Consider the following 23,219-nt stretch of genomic DNA (forward strand, 5'->3'; position numbering starts at 1 on the left):
CTTTTCTTAATTTATTCAAACAGTGTTTTGTCCAAAAACAAGCGAAACAATAAAAACCCCGGCATATTCAGACTACAACCTGAAAGAGTGCCGGAGAAGTAATTTATGGAAAATAATCATCAAATATTGTAGGAATTTTGTTAAATGTATTGAATAATTAACCGTCCACTACCAGCACGGCCGCGCCGCTGATTTTGCCGCCACGCAAGGCGTCGAGCGCTTCGTTGGCCGCACTGAGGGGGAAAGGCCGCACCTCGGTATGTACCGGAATCTTGGGGGCGATGGCCAAAAACTCTTCTCCATCCCTGCGGGTCAGGTTCGCCACGGACCGCACGACTCGCTCGCCCCAGAGGATTTCATACGGAAACGTGGGAATGTCACTCATGTGTATCCCACCGCAGACCACCACGCCACCCTTCGCCGTGGCACGCAGCGCGGCTGGGAGCAACGCGCCATCCGGAGCGAAAATAATAGCCGCGTCCAGTTCCTCCGGCGGCGCTTCCCTACAGTCCCCCGCCCAGACAGCTCCCATGTCGCGGGCAAACCGCTGGGCTTCGACGTCACCCGGCCGGGTGAAGGCATAGACCTTCCGGCCCTGGTAGCGGGCTACTTGGGCTACGATGTGGGCGGCGGCGCCAAATCCATAAATGCCGAGGTGTCCGGCCTCACCCGTCATCATCAGAGAACGGTAGCCGATCAAGCCGGCGCAGAGCAAAGGCGCGGCCTGCAGATCGGGATAGCCTTCAGGTATGGGAAAGCAAAACCGGTAATCAGCCACGGTATACTCTGCATAGCCGCCGTTAATCTGGTACCCGGTGAACCGCGCCTTATCGCACAGGTTTTCCCGTCCTGAGAGGCAGTAGCGGCAATGGTTGCAAGTAGAACCAAGCCATGGCACCCCTACCCGGTCACCCGCGGCAAATTGCCCGGCACGCTCGCCGGCCGCCACTACCGTACCCACGATCTGATGGCCGGGAATCAAGGGCAGCGCGGGCTCTTTTAATTCCCCGTCTACAATATGCAGGTCGGTCCGGCATAACCCGCAGGTATGTACTTTAATCAAAACCTGTTCCGGTCCGGGTTCGGGTACCGGCATCTCAATTTCGCGCAGAGGCCGGCCCGGCGCGTCCAGGATCATCGCGCGCATTACTACCACCTCAATCCTTTTCCTCTTACTTTATTATTTATTGACAATACTGTTGCAAAGTTGGAGTAGCGCTTGCCATTAGGGCGATTTTGAGCCCTAAACTTTATATTATATTATCAAAAATCTCATTCATTTGCATGCGAAATCCCTTTTCCTTTTCCATGTAGTGTCACAACCGCCGGGCTGCAAAATGGGATCGCCCAACTTAGCCCTGGCCTCTTGAATACTGGAGCCATTTGCCAGGACGTGATTATTGGACAACAACATCAATTCATTGGTCTTCTTGTCTTTAACCACCGCCCCGAAAGTACCCGCGGTGGACTGGTAATGGCCGATGCTCATTCCCGGCTGGCATGGCCGCTCACGTGAAGTGCGCACTCCCAACATCCTGACAACGCCTATTTCGATTACATCGGTGTCCAAACCGTCAATTTGCCTTGGTACAATGTGACTGCGGGACAGATCTGACGGGTGCACTTTTTTTTCAACATAAACGATATAAGCCGGACTTCCGGTGTTATCCCCACCAGCATTCTTATAGCCAACTCCGACACCCACAACGTTTTTTAAGCCGAGCAATTTCCCGCGATATTTTTTAAATGCGTTAAAATATCTATCCATTTTCTTTAATCCCTCCTTTGGATCCTACAACATGATATGCAGGCTAATAATAAGAGGGCACTAACTTAATAAGGTGACTTCGGAATCCCCATGCGATATTTCCCGCGTGTTTCCATCCCGCCGATCCCTTCAAAGCCGGTAACCGTTCCCGCAATGATATCCTTGATCGAAATCGGGTCATAAATAGACGTATAAGCGATTTTTTCCACGACAAAGACCGGATCGTACGCATGGATTAACACTCGTTGGGGAGAGCTGGCGAAGTTGGCTCCGGCAGTCAGGATCGCTTCGTAATGCGACTGGCAGGCTCCCGCGAAGATAACCAAATCATCCCTGCTCTTTTCATAGCGCCTGGCCGCCCTGATTGCTTCAACGAAATATTTGGATGAGTAATAGTTGTTTATATCCTTAAAATCCACTTTGCCCTTGATAAAACCATCATGCCCGGTGAGCACAAGCAAATCCGGGCTGTGTTTTTTTAGCAATTCTTCCACTAAAGCAGGTTGTTTGTCTTCATCGATACAATAACCGTTGGCGGGGATGCTCAATTGCTTGTATGTTGTTAAACAAAGCTCCAGGTAATCATTGTCGCCGTCGATGTGCAAAACAGTTCCGGGAATATCATAACCGTCCATTTTACCCTGTTCCTGTTCCTTGCTCCGGTCCCCGGGAATAGCCCTGCCCAGAATGATTTCCCGTTCTTTTACCCGGCGGCTGAAAATGCGCTTCATGTGTTCGCTGTTTCTCTTTGTCTGTTCCATCAAATGCCTGGCCAGAACACCCGGTTCGACTTTGATCAGGTCATCCACCGGGGCATTCGCGAAGAGCCTGAGTTGAAGCCCTTTTAAATACGCGATTTTGGTCCCGTCCTCGCGCCTGTATAAATCTACCACCTTAAAAAAAACATCGGAATTATAGGACCTTCTACCTACTATATCACCTTGCTTTATCTCTCCCATCATACCCGAACTCCCCAATATTCATTTGCTTCATTTTTATATAATATGTCGGTTGCAACACGACTTGTGTATTCCCCAAGCAACTTTCACCGGCTTTTTCCATATATTAGATCAAACAACATGAAAGGGAGTTATTAATGCTTGCCGCAGTAGTGCCAGCCCGCAATGAAGAGAAGCGTATCATTAAAGCCATTGATACACTATTAGCCACACCTGTTGATCTGATTATCCCGGTGATTAACGGAAGCACTGACGATTCCCCGTATTATGTCCGTCAGATCAAGTCTCCCCGGGTTTTACCGTTGTATTTTGCAGAACCCCTGGGTATAGACGTGCCTAGAGCGGTGGGCGCTAAAATTGCCTGTGACAAGGGTGCAGCCGCGATACTATTTCTGGATGGGGATATGGAAGGGGATATATCAAAAAACTTATGTGAATTGTTGGAAAACGTAAACTCCTATAACCTTGACATGTCGTTAACTGACTGTTACCCGGATGAAGGCAAAGCAAGCCTGTCAACCCTGGCGTCCCACCTTCTTGAAGAGCGCCGGCGGTTAAACATGGAGCTCGGTCTGGAAGAAAAGGTCGGCGCCGCCTCCCCTTCCCATGGGCCACACGCTGTGTCCCGGCGTTTCCTTAGCTTAGTGCCGCTGAAGGAACTGGCAATTCCACCAGTCTCCCTGGCACTCGCGGCGAAGAATAATTTACGAATAAACATAGGTACGATAGTCGGTCATAAATACCTGGGCTCACCGGAAAAAAACGAAAACCATGCCAGACTGATTGCCGAAACGATCATTGGGGACTGCATCGAAGCTTCCTGCGCCTTTAAAAACAAAAAGCGCAGCAGGATCAGAGGAGGAATCGAATATATAGGATACCACCGGGAAAGGCGCTGGGACCTCCTGGAAAAATGTATCAGCGAAAAAACATAGAGGGGCGCAACGCCCCTCTCCATAAGTTGCTTTCACAATTCTTAAGTTTGCTCATTACAACATCAGATTTCAAAGACATCCACTTCTATCACGGAAAGGGGACATACCTCTCTTGGGAGCCTGACTTTGGGGTCAGAGGAATGTCCCCAACTAATTCCTCTCATTCTGACTCCTGACTCCTGAATTCTGACTCCTATTTATTTTGTATGTTTATCAGCCACACTGGAAGCGCCATAAGCATCCGGTTTAATTTTTGCCTGGAAGCCGCTTCCCGTGACCATGCCAACCACTTCGCGGATCAGGCTTTTAGTCTCACCGTGGTTGCCTACGTCAATGTGGATTTCCACGTTTAATTCATCGAACCCGCTGCTGCTGAAATATTTATTGACCATTCCCCCCAGTTCCAGGCTTAGCGCTGTTTCATAAAAAATTTTCTGCCGGAGGCTTTTGATCTTCCGGTGTGTTTTTTTGCGGTAATAATAACGGGCGCCTTTACCCAGACGGTGCACAATCACGGCTGTAACAAAAGAAGTTTCTCTTTTAACCTGGGAGTCTGAACCGATAATGATCTTATACGATGAGGTGGGTATGCCTTTAATATAATTAATTATGTCGTTCATCATTTCATCAAAATCCATACGACCCTTTGAAGGACTTATAAAATACATGGTCACTACCTCACCCGTCAAATTCAAGTAGTCAGTACACAGTAGTCAGTATTCAGAATAATGACCCTTATTCCGGTTCCTGATCCTTGAGCAATTACGCTAGTTTATAATCGAAGCATTCAGAATAATTCAAGACGATAAACTGCTCACTCATTCTGACTACTAACTACTGGCTCCTGTCTACTGTCTACTGTCTACTGACTACTGACCCCGGAGCAGTACCCTAATTTTATAATAATCATATCTAAACATATTGTTCCTAATTGCCGTAAGTGCTACTTCCCTGCTCATCTCAACAACCCTGGATTTCCCGCAAACAACCGGTTAAACGGGCAAATTCGGCCAGACACAAAGTTTCACCCCGCCGTCCCGGATCGATAGCGGAACTTTCCAGCACCGCCCTCCATACTTCCTTTTCTATACCAAACCCTGAATCCGTCAAAGAGTTCAGCAAGGTTTTACGGCGCTTGCCAAAAGCTGCCCGCACAACCTTGAAGAAGGTTTTCTCATCCTGCACCGGTTCAAGCGGCGGCCGTAATATAAGCCGCACAACAGCGGAATCCACTGCCGGTGACGGATAGAAAACAGTTCTGGGAACCCGGAAAAGGACTTTTACATCAGTAAAATATTGCACGATCACGCTTAACACGCCATAATCCTTGGTGCCGGGCGCGGCACCGAGCCGGTCAGCCACTTCGGATTGAACCATCACAACCATCCGGGATAAATTATAGCGCTCTTGTAGAATATTTATGAGCAACGGGCTGGTAATATAATACGGCAAGTTGGCAACTAGTTTGTACTGCCCGCTCCCCCGGCCAAACCGTCCACCGGTTTTTATTAGAACAAGATTGTCAAAATCAATCTCAAGAGCGTTGCCGTGGATAATCTCCACATCTCCGGCGCCTTCCACTACCTCCGCCAGCAGCGGCAACAAACCCCGGTCCACTTCTACCGCCAGCACCTTGCCGGCGCTGCGGGCAATTCTCGCAGTCAAGGCGCCAAGCCCGGGGCCGATTTCCACAACCAGATCGCCGGCCGACAAGTCTGCCGCTTCAATGATTTTATTGATTATATTAGAGTCAATCAAAAAATTCTGACCTAAACTCTTCCGGCAAGATAATTTATTGCGGCTGAGGAGATCCCGCACTACCGCAGGCGACGCTACTTCTTTCAACCTGTGTCCTCCCGAGTAAACTTTCACCAAAACCGGCTCCGATAAATATTTTCGGCAAATTGCTCTCATTTCCTCTTTATTATTCCCAATTCTAATAAAACAAAAATAAAACTGAACAAATTATTCTTTGGCAACCCTCATTTATAAAACTTTTCGAAAAGCATAATTCCCTAATCATAAAACAAAAAAGGCCTTTCGGCCTTTTGTTTTTAATCTAACACATATACTTTTACCCACCTTAAGCCCCAACCCATAGCCTCACTATATGATCCGAAAAACAGGTCAATCCGGTTTCCTTGTATTGCGCTTCCCCGGTCAAGAGCAGTGGCATATCCATAACCGTCAACATATAATCTGGTTCCCATCGGAATCCTGCTGGTATCGACAGCCGCGACGCCATAACTCGGTGCGACACCTGAAGCGGTGTTATAACCAGTGTAAGTATAGGCTGATGCCAGCATATCCAGGACACGGGCATACCGGATATTATCGCCGCCACGGGATACGACCATGGTGCTCCCGTATAAGACTATCTTATCAGTCGGAGGTTCAATCACCTCCCGGGAGGCCAACTGCCGGTCAACTTCCTTCCCGTCTTTAAAAGTAACCTGCCAGGTCTGACGCTCCGTCCCTTCTTTGCCTTCTTGCGCTACACGGCTTTCCCCACCCGGCAGCTTAACCGTATACTGCTTTTTAGTCTCATAATCAATTGGAGCGTCGCATGTCAGGCTTTCAGTTTTAACCCTGGCCACCTTAACAGTCATCCCAGGGTTGACCGGGCTGTCTTTAGCCGGTTCAACCTCATCTTCCGGACCTAGGCTAATTCCGTATTCTAAAAGCGCATCTTCAACTTTTCTTGTCATGGTTCTGGCGGGAATCTCACTGCCATCCACGGCAATAGTCAGATCCGTCGCCCTTTTTATTGTCACAATCATGCCTTTTTTCAACGTGGATGCAAGAGGCGGAGACACCTCATCTTTTTCCAGCAAGGCGATTTTTTGCGACTTCAGCAAACCGCCAACCGTAAAGGAAAAAGTTTTCACTGTTGTCTGGCTGCCGTCAATATCCACAACTACTGTTTTTTTTGCCCAGGCATAACAGCTTAATAAAATAACAACCGCCACAGCAATCAAAACAGGTCCCTTAAGCAAAGCCGCCCGGTCCCGGTGCACCGTTTTCTCTTTGCTACTCATTTATTGCCCCCTTTTCATTTAGTATGGCAATAAAGCAAAATTATCAGCACTGGAAAAATTATCACTTTGCGGTATAACCGCAGCAGCAATGGTTATTTTTTTTATTATAAAATGATTTTGCCTTGTATTATTTTACTATATGCAGTATGCTCTGGATAGGTTTATTTTTTGTAAGATTATAGCTAATAATGACAAAAAAACCGGGTTATCCACCCGGTGGGTTTATTTCTTCTTTTTGTTATATTCTAGGTTGTTGACGGGCGGTTTGTCAATCAATTCTATTCCCTTTTGTCGAAACCAGTCTAACAGAAATTCCTCATACTTGTCGTTTTCAAAACTATACCATCGCCGTCTCGCCTCTTCAAACTCCATTAGTATGTTCCGGTACTTTTGCTCTTCCTGTCCGTCTATAGCTTTTTCCAGCAATCCTTTCAAATAAGGATCCTCTACGATAGAAGCATATTCCTGCTTGACTTTTAAACAGAAATCCATGTCCCTTTTTGGCAGTTTGATGAATCTGTCCGGCTGCTTATCAAGCTTTTCCATAACTGTAACATGTTCAGGAAAATCCATTGGAGAAAAAAACTTTACATCGCCAGTCTGCATGTCAAGATAGTATTCAGAATGCCCGCTGCTGTTTTCAAAAGCGTTAACAATCCAAGACATATTCACCAGTACCTGGCGCATATATAATCCTCCTTGACATCTATTCTATATTCTAATATTCAATACCCATCTGAGCGTAGACACCTTTTGTAAAGGGGTGCTTTATTTCTTTCATTTCGGTAACCAGGTCCGCTTGTCTGATTATCTCGGGAGGCGCGTAACGTCCGGTAAGCATGAGGTGCAGCCGCTCCGGCTTCCCTGCGATTAAGGCCAGCACGTCTTCGATGGAAACCAGGCCATAATGTAACGCGTATAATATTTCGTCCAGGATGATCAGGTCATATTTCCCGGAGTTCATTTCGTTCACCGCTACATTCAATGCTTCCCGGGCGGCGCGGCTATGCCGGTCCGGAAATTCTTCACCGTTATTGTGAATAAACCCTTTACCCATCGGCCATATTTCAAAACCCGGCCCAAGCTTTTCCACTGCCCTGATCTCTCCTGACCGCCGGTCACCCTTGATAAACTGGAGTATCAGCACCTTCATGCCCTGACCCCAGGCTCGCAGGGCCATCCCAAGCGCGGCAGTTGTTTTGCCTTTGCCGTCGCCCGTGTTTACCAGAAGCAGCCCTTTCTCCCTGTCCATCCATTAAAATCCTCCTCCGGCAATGGACCTTAATAAATAACATTTCCCAGGGCATATACACTTCCCCTGGGAAAACATCAAGCTCATCAGGATTCTTTTACCCATATTCCTCTTTTTAATGAAATAATAATATGAATGTCCATGCATTGTCAACTGCATGTGTTGAGGTAAGTTCGCCCGGATTTATGAAGCAGCGTTTTCCTTGATGCCGGCGGTTTCCAAGCGGAATAACTTTCTGCCGTTATCAGTGCAAATTTTTGCCAATTCATCAGCTGCTACCTTTCTGAGCGCAGCTATTTCAGTCAAAGTATGTCTTACGTTAGCAGGCTCGTTTCGCTTACCCCGGTTCGGCACGGGGGTAAGGTAAGGCGCGTCGGTCTCCACCACGAGGCGGTCCAGAGGCACGCGGGCAGCCACGTCTTTTAATCTGGCGGATTTGGGGAATGTCACCGGCCCGGCTATGGAGATGTAAAATCCCATTGCGATACATTCCTTGGCCATCTCCCAGCTACCGGAGTAACAATGGATTACCCCACCCGCGGGGAAAGGGCCGTCGTTACGTAAAATATCCATCGTGTCACCGTGGGCCTCCCGGTCGTGAATGATCACGGGCAAGTCAAGCCTCTTGGCAAGAGACAGTTGCCCCCGGAACACCTTCTTTTGTTCCGGAACAGGGGAAAGGTTCCGGAAATAATCCAGACCCATTTCACCCAACGCCACGACTTTAGGGTGAATCGCCAGCTTTTCCAATTGCTCAAGGTAATCGGACGTTGTCTCACCGGCGACATGGGGGTGTACTCCCACCGCGGCGTAAACCAAATCATACTTTTCCGACATTTGCAGGGCTTTGCGGGAAGAATCAAGTTCAAAACCGACGTTGATTATATTTACAACTCCAGCGTCGCGAGCCCGCTCGATCATTTCATCGCGGTCGGCGTCGAAATCCTCAAAGTCCAAATGGGCGTGTGTATCAAACAAGATCACAAACATCATTCCTTTGTTTTTTTCACGTCGATGCGCGGGAATAAGGCCTGCCCCTTTTTCACTGTCGTACCTGCGGGCAGCTTACCCCAAACCAGTGACTCCCAAGTCGCGAGTTCAGGCCGGTCTTCAATGCCAAGTTGCGCCCAGACCTTGCCCGGCATCAACGGCATAAAAGGAGAAACCATGATGGCAATAAACCGCAGGCTTTCGGCGAGATTATATAACACCGTGGCAAGCCGCTCCTGCATGGCGGGATCCTTGGCCAATCCCCAAGGAGCTGTTTCATCCACGTACTTGTTGGCTCTGCCGACCAGACGCCAAATCGCGGCCAGCGCGTTGGACAGCTCCATTTTTTCCATAAGCTCTTCAACAATGGCGGGGGTCTGTTCGGCCAAATCAATTAGTTCCCTGTCTAGTTCTTCAGAAGCGACAGGCGCCTGAACTGTCCCCTGAAAATATTTTTCTACCATTGCCACCGACCGGCTGACCAGGTTGCCCAAGTCATTGGCCAAATCCTTGTTGATGCGCTCCACGAGCAAATCCTCATTGTAGTACCCATCTGAACCGAACGGCAACTCGCGAAGCAGGTAATAACGGATGGCGTCGACACCGTATTTGTCGATTAGCGCCAGCGGATCAACCACATTGCCCTTGGATTTAGACATTTTTCCACTGTCCAAAAGGATCCAGCCGTGGCCTACCACCTTTTTCGGCAGTTCGATCCCCAACGCCATTAGAATTGCCGGCCAGATAATACTGTGGAACCGGATGATGTCTTTAGCCATCAAGTGCACATTAGCCGGCCAATATTTTTTAAACAAGCTGTCATCCTCGCTCCCGTAGCCGAGGGCGGAAATGTAGTTGGTAAGAGCATCAATCCATACATAGATAACATTTTTCTGATCAAAAGGAACCGGTATACCCCAGTCAAAGGTGGTCCTGGATACACAAAGGTCTTCCAAGCCGCTTTTGATAAAGCTTACCATTTCGTTCCGCCGGGAGGTCGGCTGGATAAAATCGGGGTGTTCATCTATATATTGAAGCAACCGGTCAGCGTATTTGGAAATCTGGAAAAAGTAATTCTCCTCACTGACCATTTCCACCGGACGGCCGCAGTCAGGACAATTTCCTTCAACCAGCCGCGCCTCTGTCCAGAATGTTTCGCACGGTGTGCAATACCACCCTTCATAGCCGGCCTTGTAAATATCACCCTGATCATAAAGCTTTTGAAATATTTCCGATACCACCTTTTTATGGCGCGGCTCGGTGGTGCGGATAAAGTCGTTATTACTCACTTCCAGCCGGCTCCAGAGATTTTTAAAACCGGCTACAATCTTATCCACATACTCCTGCGGAGTCTCCCCTTTAGACTTGGCGGCCCGTTCAATTTTTTGACCGTGTTCGTCAGATCCTGTCAGGAACCAAGTGTCATAACCCGTCATTTTTTTAAAGCGTGTCATAGTGTCCGCGGCTACGGTGGTGTATGCGTGGCCGATGTGCAGATTATCGCTCGGGTAGTAAATTGGCGTGGTAATATAAAATGTTCCTTTTTCCATGATCCTTCCTCCCTGATTCTCCAAGAACAAATCAACAAAAAAACCCGCACCCCGTTTTGCATGACAAGGGCGGAATTTTTATACTGATTTTAGCAGGATAAATAGCAACTTGTCAAGTTTACTCAAATCTTGTTATCAAGCAAAAAAAATGTAAAAAATTATAAAATGCTGGTTGACTTTTAATGACATCATTGGTACCATTTAGCTATGCAATCTTAAGGTTTTTGTTGCATTATATAGAAAAAAGGAGGAGGTAGCAATGAAATCCACAGGTATTGTAAGGAAAGTTGACGAACTGGGACGGGTGGTTATTCCTATCGAATTAAGGCGGACTTTGGGAATTGATGAGAAGGACGCGCTGGAAATTTACGTCGACGCGGAAAAGATTATCCTGAAGAAGTACGAGCCCGCCTGTGTTTTCTGCGGCAACGCATCCGACGTGCAGCATTACCGCGGCAAGCTGGTCTGCCGTGAATGCGCGGTAAGCATGTTCGAAAATACCCAGGCTATCTAAGAATCAGGAAATGACACAATTACTGCTATCCATTTAAAAAGACAGTTGCGACGAGTTTTATAGTACAAGCTGTTAAATAACTAAGTGACTGAAAAGTAAAACCAATATCTCTTCAGCTACTTAGTTTGTTTTTTTGATACCACCGCCTGGTAAACCTCCCTCCTTGGCAAGCCATGTATGCGGGCAACCTCGCGAATGGCTTCCTTTCGCCCGGCGCCCTCCGCTTCAAGCCGGGCGACATGCTCAGCCGGTTCCAGAGAAACCTGTATTGTTTCAGCCACCTCCAACCGCTCACCCGTGGCGCCGGCCAGAACAAGACAAAATTCTCCCCTGGGCTCTTTCCCCCGGAAATGTTCCAGCACCTCGTCCACCGTACCCCTTACCACTTCTTCGTGCTGTTTGGTCAGTTCTCTTGCAGCCACCATCAGGCGGTTTCCAATAATCTCCCGAAAATCAATCAGAGTTGCCGTCAAACGATGTGGCGCTTCATAAAAAATCAGTGTTCTCGGCTCACGCGACAAAGCGGCCAGCTTGTCCCGCCGCGCCTTCCGGGCTGCCGGCAAAAAGCCTTCAAAAGCAAAAGCGCCGGCAGGCAGTCCTGACACAACCAGCGCGGTGATGCCCGCGCTGGGACCGGGCACCGGAACCACCTTTTGGTTATTTTCCAGCGCCGACGCCACCAATTCAGTGCCGGGGTCCGAGATACCCGGCATGCCGGCATCGGATACCAGGGCAATCTTTTTGCCCGCGGCAAGCAGATTTAGGAGATATTCTCCTTTTTTCTGGCGGTTATGCTCATGGTAGCTGGTCAGCGGGGTGTGGATATCGTAATGGCTCAGCAACTTGCGCGTGTGGCGCGTATCCTCGGCCGCGATTAAATCAACTTCACGCAATACCCGTAAGGCTCTCAACGTGATATCCTCCAAATTGCCGATGGGAGTAGCGCAAAGATACAGCGTCCCTCTTTGTTCCATAGCCCAAAATTCACCTCTGCGACATTTTAACCTTCCGTTCGCTTCGCGCCCGGTTCATGCTCCTTTCTTAAAAAAGCCATACAAAAAAGACACCCCGCCGTTCGCCTGCCTCCGAAGTTTAAATTGCATACATGAAAACCTTGATCATAAAGCTCCAGAAGGTTAATAAAACCCTCGCCTGTTTTCTCCGCTTCACCCTGCTCCGCGCAAACAACGCCTCTTTCCCGGCAGGCGGCAGCCAGCCTCTTTCTCAGCTGGGCATTTTCCTCTTCCAACTCATGCGCTTTCTGTTTTATCTCTTGCATTTCCGCTAAAAGAGCATGCAGTTTGGTTTCCATATCTTTTATTATTTTAAAAAAAGATTGCAACTAAACACTCTCCCCATCCAGTGTTCCGGCGCACTTCTTTTTTTCATCCGTCTGGCAGTTGCAGGCTGGACTGTTTTTCAAAGTTATTTCCCCGTTCTGGTATTCCTTCACGATTTTACTTTCCTTTAGCTCCACGCTCAGGCCCTTTTTAAAGATATTAACACCCGCCACTTTTCCTTCTCCATCAGGCGTTATCACCCATGTCCCAATCTCCGGAAACTCCTCCTTGGCGTGTTCGTAACACTCATTTTCATATTTCAGGCAGCACATCAGCCTGCCGCAGATACCTGAAATTTTAGTCGGGTTTAAAGAAAGGTTTTGGTCCTTCGCCATTCTGATCGACACCGACACAAAATCAGACAGCCAGGCTGAGCAGCAGAGTTCCCTGCCGCAGCAGCCAAGTCCGCCGACCATCTTTGCCTCGTCCCGCACGCCAATCTGTCTTAATTCAATCCTGGTCCGGAAAACAGAAGCCAAATCTTTAACCAGTTCCCGAAAGTCGATCCTTCCTTCGGCGGTAAAGTAAAAAATTATTTTATTTCCATCAAAGGTTTGTTCAACACCGACAAGTTTCATCGGCAGCTTATGGGCTGATATTTTCTCCAGCCCGACCTGAAAAGCCCTGCATTCTTTTTCTTTGTTTACTGATACCTGGCGAAGATCAGTTTCATCAGCTTTGCGGATTACCATTTTCAGAGGAGCAACCATCTCATCTTCTTCCACCTCCATGGGACCGGCCACCACCTGACCGTATTCAATACCTCTGGCGGTTTCGACTATTACTCCGTCACCTTGTGTCAACATATTTCCAGCGGGGTCAAAAAAGTATACTTTCCCAGCCTTTTTAAAACGCACCCCTACCACTAGCAGTCCCATTGGTAAACCTCCCAATCTGTTTGTGTGCCGCTAATCCCCCCGGCCAGGCGCAAAAATAATGCCTCAAGAACCAGTCTTGTATTTGCGTTGCCCAGGACTTTAGTCTTTGCCTTTGTAATATCTTCTATTATTTCCACTAGACGCCCGGTTTCAAAATAACCAGTCTCTTTTTCCAACGCAATAATCTGGTCGGGGTTAAATAAAAGTCTTGCTTCGCCTGTCTCTTTCCAAACTAAAAGATCCCGGAACCAACACGCCAGCATTTCCAATAAACCCAAAGCGTTGTCCCTGTTCTTGGACACTTTCTCCGCTTCTTCCAAAGCCTCCAGAGCACCCGCTTCCTTCAATAAAACAGTCAACCGGAGAGCGGCATCCCGCTCTTTTTGAAAGGAACCTGAAGCATAAGCAAGCGCCTTGCCCAGGCTGCCGCCGGATAGAGCGGCCAGCAGCCCGGCTTCATCCCGCGCCAGCCCATGCCGGTTGTATAAAAGCGAATTAAGTTGATTAAAAGGAATTAACTTGAAATTAAACTGCTGGCAGCGCGACAAAACGGTAGAAGGCAATATCTGCGGCAACGCTGTCAGCAGGATAAAAACTGTTTCGTCAGGCGGTTCCTCAAGTGTTTTTAACAGGCAGTTGGCAGCTTCGGAGGTCATTGCTTCAGCCTGCTCAATTATAATTACTTTTCGCCCGCCCTGATATGAGTGAAACATTACCTTGCGCTGTATTCCACGTATCTGTTCAATCTTTATTGATGAGCCTTCCGGCCGCACACAGTGAAGGTCCGGGTGATTGGCGTGCTCAAACTGCCGGCATGCCCGGCATGACCCGCAGGCGTCACCCTTGTCCGGACCGGCGCAGAGCAGTGACCGCGCAAACGCCAGGGCGGTTGTCGCCTTGCCTACTCCTTCCGGCCCCGCAAATAAATAGGCATGGCCCACCCTGTCATATAGAAGAGCGTTAAGCAAAGCCCGGATAATCTGTTCGTGCCCGGTTATTTCTCTCAGGAGAAGCATTGCAAAACTCCTATCATAATAAAGTAGTCAGGAGTCAGGAGTCAGGAGTCAGAATAATCTTAGGGTATAACTCAAGGGTTAAAAAACCTTAAAGGAATGCAAGAACCCTACTGAATTCTGACTACTGACTACTGACTACTTGAATAGTAACAACATTCCTAAACAAGAACAATATCCCTGACTACTTGATAGATTTCCTTGTGAATTTCCTCAATATCTCTTAGCCGCCCGCCGGCTACGCAATTAATCCGGCGCCATTTATGCCGCTCAGCGATTTTGCGGGCATTGTGGTACGATTTTACGATATATTCATAATTTCGTTCATGGATATCTTTTTCTTCTTCACCCAGCTTGTTAACCCTGCCGTTGATAAGCACTCTGCTATACTCCGGCGGCATATCCAAAAAAATGACTAAATCGGGTGCCGGGAGCTGAAATAAGGTGAACTCAAAATGCAACAACCAGTTGATATAATTTTCTCTTTCAATATCGTTAGTTATTTTCGCCGCTTGATGAACCATATTCGCCGTCGTATAGCGGTCGGCGATAATAATACCGCCCTTATTATAGAATTCTTCCCATTCTTTCTTATACGAGGCATACCGGTCAACAGTATAAAATGTGGACGCGATATAAGGATTCACTTCATTCGGATCACTGCCGAATTCACCGTTTAAGTACATTTTAATTAAGGCCGAAGAACCGCTCCCATAATTTGGAAACTCAACTTTTTTTGTATGATAACCCTCCGCCGTCAACCGCTTGTACAGTTTTTCAGCCTGGGTACCCTTGCCGCTTCCGTCGCCCGCTTCTAAAGCTATGAGTTTCCCTTTCATAATTGCTTCCGCACAGCCCCCTTGCTTTCCCTATATGTTATTCTACCACAACTTTAATACTTTTTAACGTCTGGTCGGACGGTCCCTGGCAAGGCAGTCCAAGTTTTCTTACCGCCTCCAGGTAATCATAGACTCCGGGAGTTATTTCTTCTCCCGGACACAGTACAGGAATACCCGGCGGGTAAACCGCCACCATCTCGGCGGATATCCTGCCGCGGGCTTCTGCCGTCGCAATCCTTCGGACCGGAGCAAACCAGGCGTCCCTAGGCTTCATTCTGACGACCGGACAAGCCGGTATTTCGGGCAAGTTGACAGGCGCTGCGACAAGCTTGTCCCGCTGCGCTATCTCCGACAAAGCAAAGACCAGGGCGTCGCACTCCGCCGTCGCGCTGCCGGGTGACAAAAATGCGACAATATTGACCTGGTCGGCCATTTCAATATAAATATTGTAGCGACTGGATAACAATTCGCCGACCTGATAACCGGTCAGGCCCAAACCTCTAACCGATACGACCAGTTTAGTCGAATCAAGAGATTGACTGCCGCCGGCCAGGTACTCTTCTGATAAAACCTCCAGTCCGTTGATACCGGACAGTCGCTTTCTTGTTTTGTTCGCCAGTCTCAAGGTCCTTTCCAACAAGTCTTCGCCGGTTAAGGCCAGTTGCCGCCTGGTCAGGTCAAGTGAAGCCATCAGAAGATAAGACGGGCTGGTGGTCTGTAATAAATCCAGCGCGCCGGCCACCGCGCCGGCATCAAGAAGCCTGCCGCTCAGGTGCAACAGCGAACTCTGGGTTAACGAGCCGCCCATTTTGTGGGTGCTCTGCACGGAAGCATCGGCGCCCGACGCCATGGCGTCACCCGGCAACCCGCGGTGAAACCGCAGGTGGGCGCCATGCGCCTCATCAACGAAAAGCGGTTTGCCGGCGGCGTGAGACACCCGGACCTGCCCGGCTAAGTCATCCGCAACCCCGTAATAGTTCGGGCGTACTGTCAGAACTGCCGCGGCGCCGGGGTTCGCTTCCAGCGCCTGATTTATTTGCCCGGGCGAAACGCCTGAAGCAATTCCAAACTCATTAATTATTCCGGGCATTACATACACCGGGTCGGCGCCGGACAAAATTAAACCGCCCATTACGGAGCGGTGGGCGTTCCTGGGAACAATTACGCTCCCCCGTTCTCCCACCGCCATTAGTAAAGCATGAATTCCCACCGTAGTGCCGTTTACCAGAAAAAAACTCTTAGCGGCTCCATAAGCCCGGGCCGCCAACTCCTGAGCCCGGGCAATCACTCCCCGCGGGTTATGCAAGTCGTCCAGCTCCGGTATCTCCGTCAAATCCAATGCGAACAAAGCCTGTCCTTCAAGAGATGACAGTTCCCCGGACAGACCCCGGCCTTGCTTGTGCCCAGGCATATGAAAATTTGCCGCTTGTTTCCCGGCATAGACTTGTAATGCTTCAAAAAGGGGAGCGTCACTTTGCCCGTTAATGGTTGACAACCTCCAAGCTAATTGATAACTGACAAATTTACCAAACCATTATTTCGCAGGAAAACACAAGTTATACTAATTAACTATTTTAGCATAACTGTCTCCGCCTTACCAAGTTTAGGCATAGTTATTCCCAATAGTTTTAGCTCATAGATAACTGATTCCTGGTCAAAATATTTTTAAACAACATTAAAGAAAGGGTGTGGACAGCCACGGCCGGGAATATTAAATCGAAAGTCGATGAAAAATCCCTGTCAAAAAAGTATCGCACCAATGTTGGCAGATTAATCAAGGCATTTAAACTCGGTCTTTCCGATCAAGAAATTGCTGACCGGACCGGTGTTAAGCTCTCCACTATCTATTTAATTAAACAAGACATCGAACTGCTTCACAGGAGGCTACGCCTTGCTAAAAAGAAACAAGAGTTGGCAGAAGCTCAGACTTTAGGAAAACACCAAATTTTTTTTAACCCTTTGATAAAATAATCATAATCCGGGTTATCCGCGGATAAGGCCATGATTTTATTTTCACAGTTGAAACAGATATTATGACCGGTGATAAAAAGCGACTGCTCACCCTCTTGCAGCGCTTGCCGGCAAATAATACATATTGGTGAAATGTTGACCATCTTTCCATCCCTTCTAAGTTTCCTCAGATAACGTAACGAATAAATAAAAATTATTTAATAAAATATGCATTTAATTATTCTTAGGTGACCTTTAAGCTTACATCGGATTGTTAATAAAATATTATAATTCAAAACCTGCCATCTCAATGGGGGTGGCAGGTTTTTGTAATTTTTGTATAATAGTGGGCACCGTTGAATAAGGGTTTAATGCTTCACCTTTTTTTCTATATGTATGGCACAGTCCGGGCAAACGTTCTGGCAAATCCCACAGGCAATACAGTCGTTGTTTGCCCGGACCGACGGTGTGCCGTAAACACCTAGCACGTTGGACCAGTCCAGGGACTTTTTTGGGCATTTTTCAATGCATAACCCGCAGCCTTTGCATAAACCAGGGAAAAGTGTAAAAAATCCTTTTTCCGTTTCCTGAGTGCTCGGTTGAAATTCCATAGTCATGGTTAACTTCCTTTCCTTACAATCTTTCGATATCCGGCTTTCAAGCCTCGGCTACCAGTTCAACGCCCCGCTCCATTGCTTTAAAATTCAAATCACGCAATCTCGGCTGCTTTTCAAATTTATAACCCAGCTTTTTTTCGACGGCAGCTTTGGCCTGATCCAGGGATATTACACCAGTAGCGCCGATAACCGCTCCCATGATGATAATGTTGAACACCCTGGGGTGAAATTCGTTTTTAGCTACATCGATAGCCGGTATGGGCAAGATTCTGCCTGCTTTTTGGGGCAGTTCACCTTCAATACCCTCGATCCCGCGCTCATAGACAAAAGTGGTATCGGGGCCTGCATAATTAGCCGTGCGGCGCACGGCGCGGTCACTGAGAGCCACCACGATATCGCCGGTCTGAAATTTTGGCGCGCCGATATTGCCGTCACTAATCTGAACATAGGCCACTGACACCCCGCCGCGCTGTTCCACACCGAAATTAGGAATATACAAGGCCTGTTTACCTTCCTCATTTGCCGCTTCCGCGATAATCTCAGCTACTGACTGAACTCCCTGGCCACCTTCACCGGCCAGCACAATCTTCATAGTTTTATCCATTTAGCCGAGCCCCCTCCTGACCGACTGCCGGCGTCTTCGTTTCACCCACCTTAAAATAAACCGGCATTTTCTCTTCGATAAAATCCCACGTTTCCGCGGCGTTGGTACGCCAGTTGGTAGGGCAGGCGGAAAGAGCCTCAACAAAAGAAAAACCAATCTCCATCATCTGATTTTCCAGCGCTTTTTTAATGAAGCTTTTCAACTGGCGGAGGTTGGCGATGCTGCCCCGCGCCACATAAGCCCCTTCCCTGCTGACGGACGCGACCATTTCCTGGCCGTGCAGCGGGTATCCGGTAGTTTCAGGATCACGCCCGTAAGGGGTGGTTTCTGTTTTTTGCCCTGGCATGGTAGTTGGCGCCATTTGTCCGCCGGTCATCGCATACTGAGTGTTGTTGGCCAAAATGGCGGTGATTTTCTCATCGCGCGCGGCCGCGCTGATGAGGTGCTGCACGCCTATCGAGTAACCTCCCCCGTCACCCATGTAAGCTATGCAGATCAATTCCGGTCTGGCCCGCTTGATGCCGGTTACCACGGGTGTGGTTCGCCCGTGGTGAGTCTGGATGGAATCCAGGTTAAAAAAGTCCCATGACAGCAAAGAGCAGCCAATATCGCACCCGAACACCGTTCTCCCCTGGATACCCAGTTCATCAATAGCCTGTCCCAGGCATTTTAAAACCAGGCCGTGGCCGCAACCCGGGCAAAACTTGTGGGGTTTAGTATCTGCCCGCCAGCTTTGAGGCATGACGGGCTCTATAGCGCAAGAATTATTTACCGACAATCCACAGCACCGCCCTCAAGTGGTATTATTACCGAATAATCATATTTTACCTGGCTGGCGGACAGCTTATACTGTGACTTGTGAAAGAATTTTGGAGAATTCAGAAGTCAGGTGTCAGAATTAAGATTTAAGAATTAATTTTACCATTAGAGACCTTTGGGTATATAACGCGCCTCATGTTCGGCCCCTATAAATGTACGAGCTCTATCGCCCTCAGGTTCGGTCAAACTCGGCGCTTTGCGCCTCAAACAGTTCCCTCACTTATCCTCGGGCTCGTCCGCTCTTTGAATAATGCCTCAAAATCGCCGCTTATATATACCCAAAAGTCACTTGTCCACAAATTGCAAGGAGCGTAATTTCTTAAGCAATTAAAAAAAGCCAGGGACAACCCTAGCTTACCGCTATCGCGAATACCTTTTACTTTGGGTATTTATTTTTCAGAGATTTTTTAGCACATTTACACGTCTGACAATTCTTTTTCATAATCTGGCTATCCTTTCTTTACTTCATAACCGTAATTGGTCCTTCACCAAATCACATACCAGCCCTTGCTACGTCTCGCACCGGTAACGTGGTAGTCTTGGCTTTCGGTAATGCAGCCGTGGAAGCATGTACTCCTTCAAGGTGCAGTTAGTCACATGGTACCAGCGCCGGTGCCAGTGAAAGTCGATCGGCTGAGATTAAGAATTATTTATAAAAATTTTCTGTATGAAGAAGGAATTATCTAATTAATGTCAAATAATTCATGTACGGCAGGTATCAAGACACCTTCTTTTTTACAATACAATAGTATATACTATAAATAGCGGACGCCTGCTCAGAGCTTTATCTGAGCGTCGACCTCCACCTTCGGGCGGGGGTTCGGCTTTTATGTCCGAAACAGCTTATTTATTTCATTATTTTTAGAAATAGATTCATTTTGCTGAATAGAACCTGCCTGTAAGTTTTGCTCGTCTTGAGTCCGTAGATTCTCTGTAATTTTAGGATTTTCGTTTTCAGATGAATCATCTAATGTTTTGTTTAAGCTCAACTTATAATTTGATAATTCTGGGTAATTATTAAACAACTCTTCAGGTGTTGTCCTAGTATTTGCCCATGGTTTTCCAGTATCAGACAATGGAAGCAAAAATGCCTTAGTAATACATTTTATTAAATCATCAAATATTTTTTTCGGAAGACCTGATTCTGGATATTCTCTTTCATTAAATGATAATTTTAATAATTCTTTAACACCAGACAACGTAAAAAAGCGGGTATATGGGTTAACAGTTAATTTTTCATCTTTTAGTATGTCTATCTCTTCCTGTGTCCACCCAGGCAAATCTAAGGCATATTTAAGTAAATGATAATCGCGTACATTTCGGCGTACATTCGGCTTTGATGCACCTAATCTCGATGCTATTTCGTTAATTGTTTCACCATGGTTAAACCATCTCGCAGCTCTCCTCATTTTGGCAATGGGAGACCATTTTTGGATTCCGGGTTCTGTATGACGCTTTGTTAGTACATTTTCTGCCATATTGCGATTTGGAGCCACATCAGCTTTTATTTGGCTGATATTTAATATGAGTTCCTCGCTATCCGCTTTTGGAAAACGCTTCTTATACTCTAGAGGTACAAGTGTTGGATTGAGGAGCATTTGACAAGCACAAACACGCCGGTTACCCTCTAAAACAACATGTTTTCCATCAATAATACATGTAATTATCCTATCGCCAGGTAGTAAACGTTTTTCACGAATAATATCACTCGCCAAATCAACAACTTCTTCATATTTTAAAAGTTGCAACCTAATTTCTTCCTGGGAAGCATTAATACTAGCATCAATCCTAGGGTTTAATTGATCCAAAATAAAGATCAAGTGTATTTAAAGTAGCTTCTGCCCAAGAAAAATCATCCATAGAAAAACCTCCAAGAATAATAAACTTCCTTTATAATGGGTTAAATTCTTCGACATTAAATAACAAATCCCTTCCAACTAAACCATATTAAGTCCACATAATTGTTAATAACATCATTTAAAGAATACTTTAATGTTTTAGCATCGGAACAAATTCGTAGTTGGCGACCTTTGGGTATACAATGCAACTCATATTCGGCCCCTATAAATGTACGATCTCTATCGCCCTCGGGTTCGGTCAAAACTCGGCGCTTTGCGCCTCAAACAGTTCCCTCACTTATCCTCGGGCTTCTTGCTCTTTGAATTAGGCCTCAAAATCGCCGCTTATGTATCCCCAAAGGTCACTTATCCACAATTCTCGAAAAGCATAATTTCTTATACAAATAAAAAAACAGGAGTCGTTAATCAGAAATTTTTATTCTGACTCCTGACTCCTGAATTCTGACTCCTGTTTTTTATTTAAGGATCTCCATCGCCGCGGCTTCCACCTCTTCAGCGGTTATTCCCATACCTGGTTTGAAAAACGTATTAATCTTGGCAGGCGAACCATAAGCAACATCTTTAAACAACCTGGAAAGTTGACCGTACGAGGATTCCATCAGCAATATCTGTTTATTGCTTGCCATCAATTCTTTAATTTGCGGAACAGGCAGCGGACGCAAGGTCACCGGGCGGAAATAACCGACTCGCAAACCCTTTTCCCGCATGGCTTCCACGGCCGCTTTGATCGCGCGGTAGACAATGCCGTGCCCGACAATCACCAGTTCAGCGTCTTCAATGCCGAAAGCATGGTACTCGGCCACCTCCGGACTGATCTTTTCATAGTCCTGTAGAGCGTCCATGACTAATTCGTAGAGTTCTTCCTCCATATTGTAGGTATTCCTGAAATGGGCGGGAGGCCTGTCCTTCCCGGGCACTCCTTCCTTGCCGACATAAGGCTCGGGGGGAATCAACTCGATGCCCCGTGCTTCCGGGTCATAAAGCGTCAGCGACTCGCGCATTTTGGCCTGGTAACCGTCCCCCAGCACGAAAGTGGGAAAGCGGTATTTCCACGCCGTATTAAAAGCCTTGATTGTATAATCATATAGCTCCTGGTGACTGGATGTAGAGTAAACAATGCGCATACCCTCTCCGTTACCGCCGATAGTGGTCATAGTCACTTCCTGCTGGGAGTAAATCACTGTGGCCGTGGACGGGCCGCCTCTCTGCTGGATAATCAATACAGTAGGCAAACGCATCATTTCAGCCATGGACATCGGTTCCTGCATCAGGGTGTTGCCCGGCCCGGCGGTGGCTGTAAAAGCTTTGCGCCCGGCCATAACGCCGCCGATGGTGGTAAAACCGGCTGAAAGTTCATCTTCCGTTTGTAAAAATTTTTTGTCATATTTGGGCGCCAGTCTTGTCCAATAGTGCATGATTTCGTTCTGCGGCGTAATCGGGTAGCCATACATGATGTCGGCCTTGGCGGCCAGCGCGGCCCAGGCAACCACCTCGTTGCCGGTCATAAACGCCTTTTTTTCCTGCTCAACTATTTTTTTCGACACTAGTGATCCCCCTTCGGTCAGTTTCCGTTAATAAATCACCAAAACGCCTTCTGCATGTACCTTGTCAAAACGCGGACCGGATTGCCCATGCAGTCGACATCACCGATTTCTTCAGCTATACTTGTCACGGCGGCAGTCGCCACTACCGGCAGACCAAGATAGCTGGCAGCCTCCGCAACCACCCGCGCGCCTTTCTGAACCACCTCTGGCGTGGTTTCATCGGCGAGGTGGGTATTGTTCAGCAGCCCGTCGACCCTGCCCATCTCCCTGACATGCTCCACAATATCTTCGACTCCGGCCGTCATGGGGCGCGAGATATTGATCACGGCGATCACCTGCAAATCCGGGTCGGTCATGGCGCCCTCCAATAAATTCAGTGTCCTGGTGCCTTCCACACCGTAACCGATGTCCAGGATGATATCACCTTCATGCCGCAGCGCCCACCTGGCGCCCGGTTTTAAAGTTGTGCCGGCCTCACCAAGCCCGACGGTTTCCTTAGTCTTCCAAGCTATAACATTGATGCCCAGGGCTTTTAATTCTTCCTGGATTGGCCGCAAGGTGTAAACCGGCTCGACGATATCCAGGTCGACCAGGGTAACCATCCTGCCCTGGCGGGCCAGCGCCAAAGCCCGGTTTAAAGCATTCTCACTTTTACCCCCGGCATACTCGCCGGTATACGCCTCCACTATTCGCCTCGACATTATTATGCTCACCTGGCCTCAAATGCATCACTACCCCCAACCGCCCCTT

26 protein-coding genes are annotated in these 23,219 nt (G+C 47.8%); 3 read left to right on the forward strand and 23 right to left on the reverse strand.

The window, feature by feature from the left end:
• Positions 1–157 precede the first annotated feature (157 nt).
• The 3 genes from L7E55_RS01735 to yabG form a co-directional block, all read right to left on the reverse strand.
• Entirely contained in the window at positions 158–1,147 is a 990-nt protein-coding gene (locus tag L7E55_RS01735; protein ID WP_277442258.1) for a zinc-dependent alcohol dehydrogenase family protein, read from the reverse strand.
• 129 nt (positions 1,148–1,276) lie between these two features.
• Positions 1,277–1,768, reverse strand: a complete 492-nt coding sequence (locus tag L7E55_RS01740) for a hypothetical protein (RefSeq protein ID WP_277442259.1) — start codon at positions 1,766–1,768, stop codon at positions 1,277–1,279.
• A gap of 65 nt (positions 1,769–1,833) precedes the next feature.
• On the reverse strand, positions 1,834–2,727 hold the full coding sequence (yabG, locus tag L7E55_RS01745) for a sporulation peptidase YabG (protein ID WP_277442391.1): 894 nt from the start codon (positions 2,725–2,727) through the stop codon (positions 1,834–1,836).
• 137 nt (positions 2,728–2,864) lie between these two features.
• On the opposite strand from yabG, the gene L7E55_RS01750 reads away from it, so the two are divergent.
• Positions 2,865–3,662 carry a glycosyltransferase family 2 protein gene (locus tag L7E55_RS01750; RefSeq protein ID WP_277442261.1) on the forward strand — a complete coding sequence of 266 codons (798 nt, stop codon included), beginning with the start codon at positions 2,865–2,867 and terminating at the stop codon, positions 3,660–3,662.
• Between the two features lie 197 nt (positions 3,663–3,859).
• On the opposite strand, the gene L7E55_RS01755 is transcribed toward L7E55_RS01750, so the two are convergent.
• From L7E55_RS01755 to metG, 7 genes are all read right to left on the reverse strand, one after another.
• A complete protein-coding gene (locus L7E55_RS01755) occupies positions 3,860–4,330 on the reverse strand; it encodes a ribonuclease H-like YkuK family protein (RefSeq protein ID WP_277442262.1) in 471 nt (156 codons plus the stop codon).
• 292 nt (positions 4,331–4,622) lie between these two features.
• Positions 4,623–5,507, reverse strand: a complete 885-nt coding sequence (rsmA, locus tag L7E55_RS01760; RefSeq protein ID WP_277442263.1) for a 16S rRNA (adenine(1518)-N(6)/adenine(1519)-N(6))-dimethyltransferase RsmA — start codon at positions 5,505–5,507, stop codon at positions 4,623–4,625.
• Between the two features lie 209 nt (positions 5,508–5,716).
• Positions 5,717–6,700 carry a 3D domain-containing protein gene (locus L7E55_RS01765; protein WP_277442264.1) on the reverse strand — a complete coding sequence of 328 codons (984 nt, stop codon included), beginning with the start codon at positions 6,698–6,700 and terminating at the stop codon, positions 5,717–5,719.
• A gap of 222 nt (positions 6,701–6,922) precedes the next feature.
• The gene (locus tag L7E55_RS01770; RefSeq protein ID WP_277442265.1) at positions 6,923–7,387 is read right to left on the reverse strand and encodes a UPF0158 family protein; all 465 of its coding nucleotides are present in this window, start codon (positions 7,385–7,387) and stop codon (positions 6,923–6,925) included.
• A 31-nt stretch (positions 7,388–7,418) separates the two neighbouring features.
• Positions 7,419–7,952 carry a cob(I)yrinic acid a,c-diamide adenosyltransferase gene (gene cobO / locus L7E55_RS01775; RefSeq protein ID WP_277442266.1) on the reverse strand — a complete coding sequence of 178 codons (534 nt, stop codon included), beginning with the start codon at positions 7,950–7,952 and terminating at the stop codon, positions 7,419–7,421.
• Positions 7,953–8,135: 183 nt separating this feature from the next.
• Positions 8,136–8,942 carry a TatD family hydrolase gene (locus L7E55_RS01780; RefSeq protein ID WP_338091145.1) on the reverse strand — a complete coding sequence of 269 codons (807 nt, stop codon included), beginning with the start codon at positions 8,940–8,942 and terminating at the stop codon, positions 8,136–8,138.
• Complete coding sequence (metG, locus tag L7E55_RS01785; protein WP_277442267.1) at positions 8,942–10,492, reverse strand: methionine--tRNA ligase; 1,551 nt, start codon at positions 10,490–10,492, stop codon at positions 8,942–8,944. The genes L7E55_RS01780 and metG overlap by 1 nt, the downstream gene beginning before the upstream one ends.
• 259 nt (positions 10,493–10,751) lie before the next feature.
• On the opposite strand from metG, the gene L7E55_RS01790 reads away from it, so the two are divergent.
• Positions 10,752–11,006, forward strand: a complete 255-nt coding sequence (locus L7E55_RS01790; protein WP_277442268.1) for an AbrB/MazE/SpoVT family DNA-binding domain-containing protein — start codon at positions 10,752–10,754, stop codon at positions 11,004–11,006.
• Between the two features lie 116 nt (positions 11,007–11,122).
• Here the strand turns inward: L7E55_RS01790 and rsmI are convergent, their stop codons facing one another.
• From rsmI to L7E55_RS01820, 6 genes are all read right to left on the reverse strand, one after another.
• Positions 11,123–11,980: a 16S rRNA (cytidine(1402)-2'-O)-methyltransferase gene (gene rsmI, locus L7E55_RS01795; protein WP_277442269.1), complete on the reverse strand. Its 858-nt coding sequence runs from the start codon at positions 11,978–11,980 to the stop codon at positions 11,123–11,125.
• Positions 11,981–12,006: 26 nt separating this feature from the next.
• Complete coding sequence (locus L7E55_RS01800) at positions 12,007–12,348, reverse strand: initiation-control protein YabA (RefSeq protein ID WP_277442270.1); 342 nt, start codon at positions 12,346–12,348, stop codon at positions 12,007–12,009.
• Positions 12,349–13,224 carry a PSP1 domain-containing protein gene (locus L7E55_RS01805; RefSeq protein WP_277442271.1) on the reverse strand — a complete coding sequence of 292 codons (876 nt, stop codon included), beginning with the start codon at positions 13,222–13,224 and terminating at the stop codon, positions 12,349–12,351.
• On the reverse strand, positions 13,212–14,240 hold the full coding sequence (gene holB / locus L7E55_RS01810) for a DNA polymerase III subunit delta' (RefSeq protein WP_277442272.1): 1,029 nt from the start codon (positions 14,238–14,240) through the stop codon (positions 13,212–13,214). Before holB ends, L7E55_RS01805 begins: the two co-directional genes overlap by 13 nt.
• A gap of 158 nt (positions 14,241–14,398) precedes the next feature.
• Positions 14,399–15,079: a dTMP kinase gene (locus tag L7E55_RS01815; protein WP_476747914.1), complete on the reverse strand. Its 681-nt coding sequence runs from the start codon at positions 15,077–15,079 to the stop codon at positions 14,399–14,401.
• Positions 15,080–15,113: 34 nt separating this feature from the next.
• Positions 15,114–16,571, reverse strand: a complete 1,458-nt coding sequence (locus L7E55_RS01820) for an aminotransferase class I/II-fold pyridoxal phosphate-dependent enzyme (protein WP_277442275.1) — start codon at positions 16,569–16,571, stop codon at positions 15,114–15,116.
• Positions 16,572–16,762: 191 nt separating this feature from the next.
• Between L7E55_RS01820 and L7E55_RS01825 the strand changes: the two genes are divergently transcribed.
• Complete coding sequence (locus tag L7E55_RS01825; RefSeq protein ID WP_277442276.1) at positions 16,763–17,047, forward strand: hypothetical protein; 285 nt, start codon at positions 16,763–16,765, stop codon at positions 17,045–17,047.
• On the opposite strand, the gene L7E55_RS17645 is transcribed toward L7E55_RS01825, so the two are convergent.
• The 7 genes from L7E55_RS17645 to L7E55_RS01855 all read right to left on the reverse strand — a co-directional run bounded on the left by L7E55_RS17645 (position 16,999) and on the right by L7E55_RS01855 (position 23,170).
• On the reverse strand, positions 16,999–17,190 hold the full coding sequence (locus tag L7E55_RS17645; protein WP_420851988.1) for a sigma factor G inhibitor Gin: 192 nt from the start codon (positions 17,188–17,190) through the stop codon (positions 16,999–17,001). The genes L7E55_RS01825 and L7E55_RS17645 overlap by 49 nt on opposite strands.
• 204 nt (positions 17,191–17,394) lie before the next feature.
• The gene (locus L7E55_RS01830) at positions 17,395–17,637 is read right to left on the reverse strand and encodes a 4Fe-4S dicluster domain-containing protein (protein ID WP_420851994.1); all 243 of its coding nucleotides are present in this window, start codon (positions 17,635–17,637) and stop codon (positions 17,395–17,397) included.
• A gap of 46 nt (positions 17,638–17,683) precedes the next feature.
• Positions 17,684–18,247, reverse strand: coding sequence for a 2-oxoacid:acceptor oxidoreductase family protein (locus L7E55_RS01835; protein WP_277442278.1), 564 nt, complete (start codon positions 18,245–18,247; stop codon positions 17,684–17,686).
• Positions 18,240–19,025 (reverse strand): thiamine pyrophosphate-dependent enzyme, encoded by a 786-nt coding sequence (locus L7E55_RS01840; protein WP_420851989.1) that lies wholly within the window; start codon positions 19,023–19,025, stop codon positions 18,240–18,242. The genes L7E55_RS01835 and L7E55_RS01840 overlap by 8 nt, the downstream gene beginning before the upstream one ends.
• Positions 19,026–19,893: 868 nt before the next feature.
• Entirely contained in the window at positions 19,894–20,814 is a 921-nt protein-coding gene (locus tag L7E55_RS01845) for a hypothetical protein (RefSeq protein ID WP_277442279.1), read from the reverse strand.
• A gap of 566 nt (positions 20,815–21,380) precedes the next feature.
• Positions 21,381–22,469, reverse strand: a complete 1,089-nt coding sequence (locus tag L7E55_RS01850; RefSeq protein WP_277442281.1) for a ferredoxin oxidoreductase — start codon at positions 22,467–22,469, stop codon at positions 21,381–21,383.
• A 35-nt stretch (positions 22,470–22,504) separates the two neighbouring features.
• A complete protein-coding gene (locus L7E55_RS01855) occupies positions 22,505–23,170 on the reverse strand; it encodes a hypothetical protein (RefSeq protein WP_277442282.1) in 666 nt (221 codons plus the stop codon).
• Between the last annotated feature and the right edge of the window lie 49 nt (positions 23,171–23,219).

Source organism: Pelotomaculum isophthalicicum JI (genome assembly GCF_029478095.1).
GTDB lineage: Bacteria > Bacillota > Desulfotomaculia > Desulfotomaculales > Pelotomaculaceae > Pelotomaculum_D > Pelotomaculum_D isophthalicicum.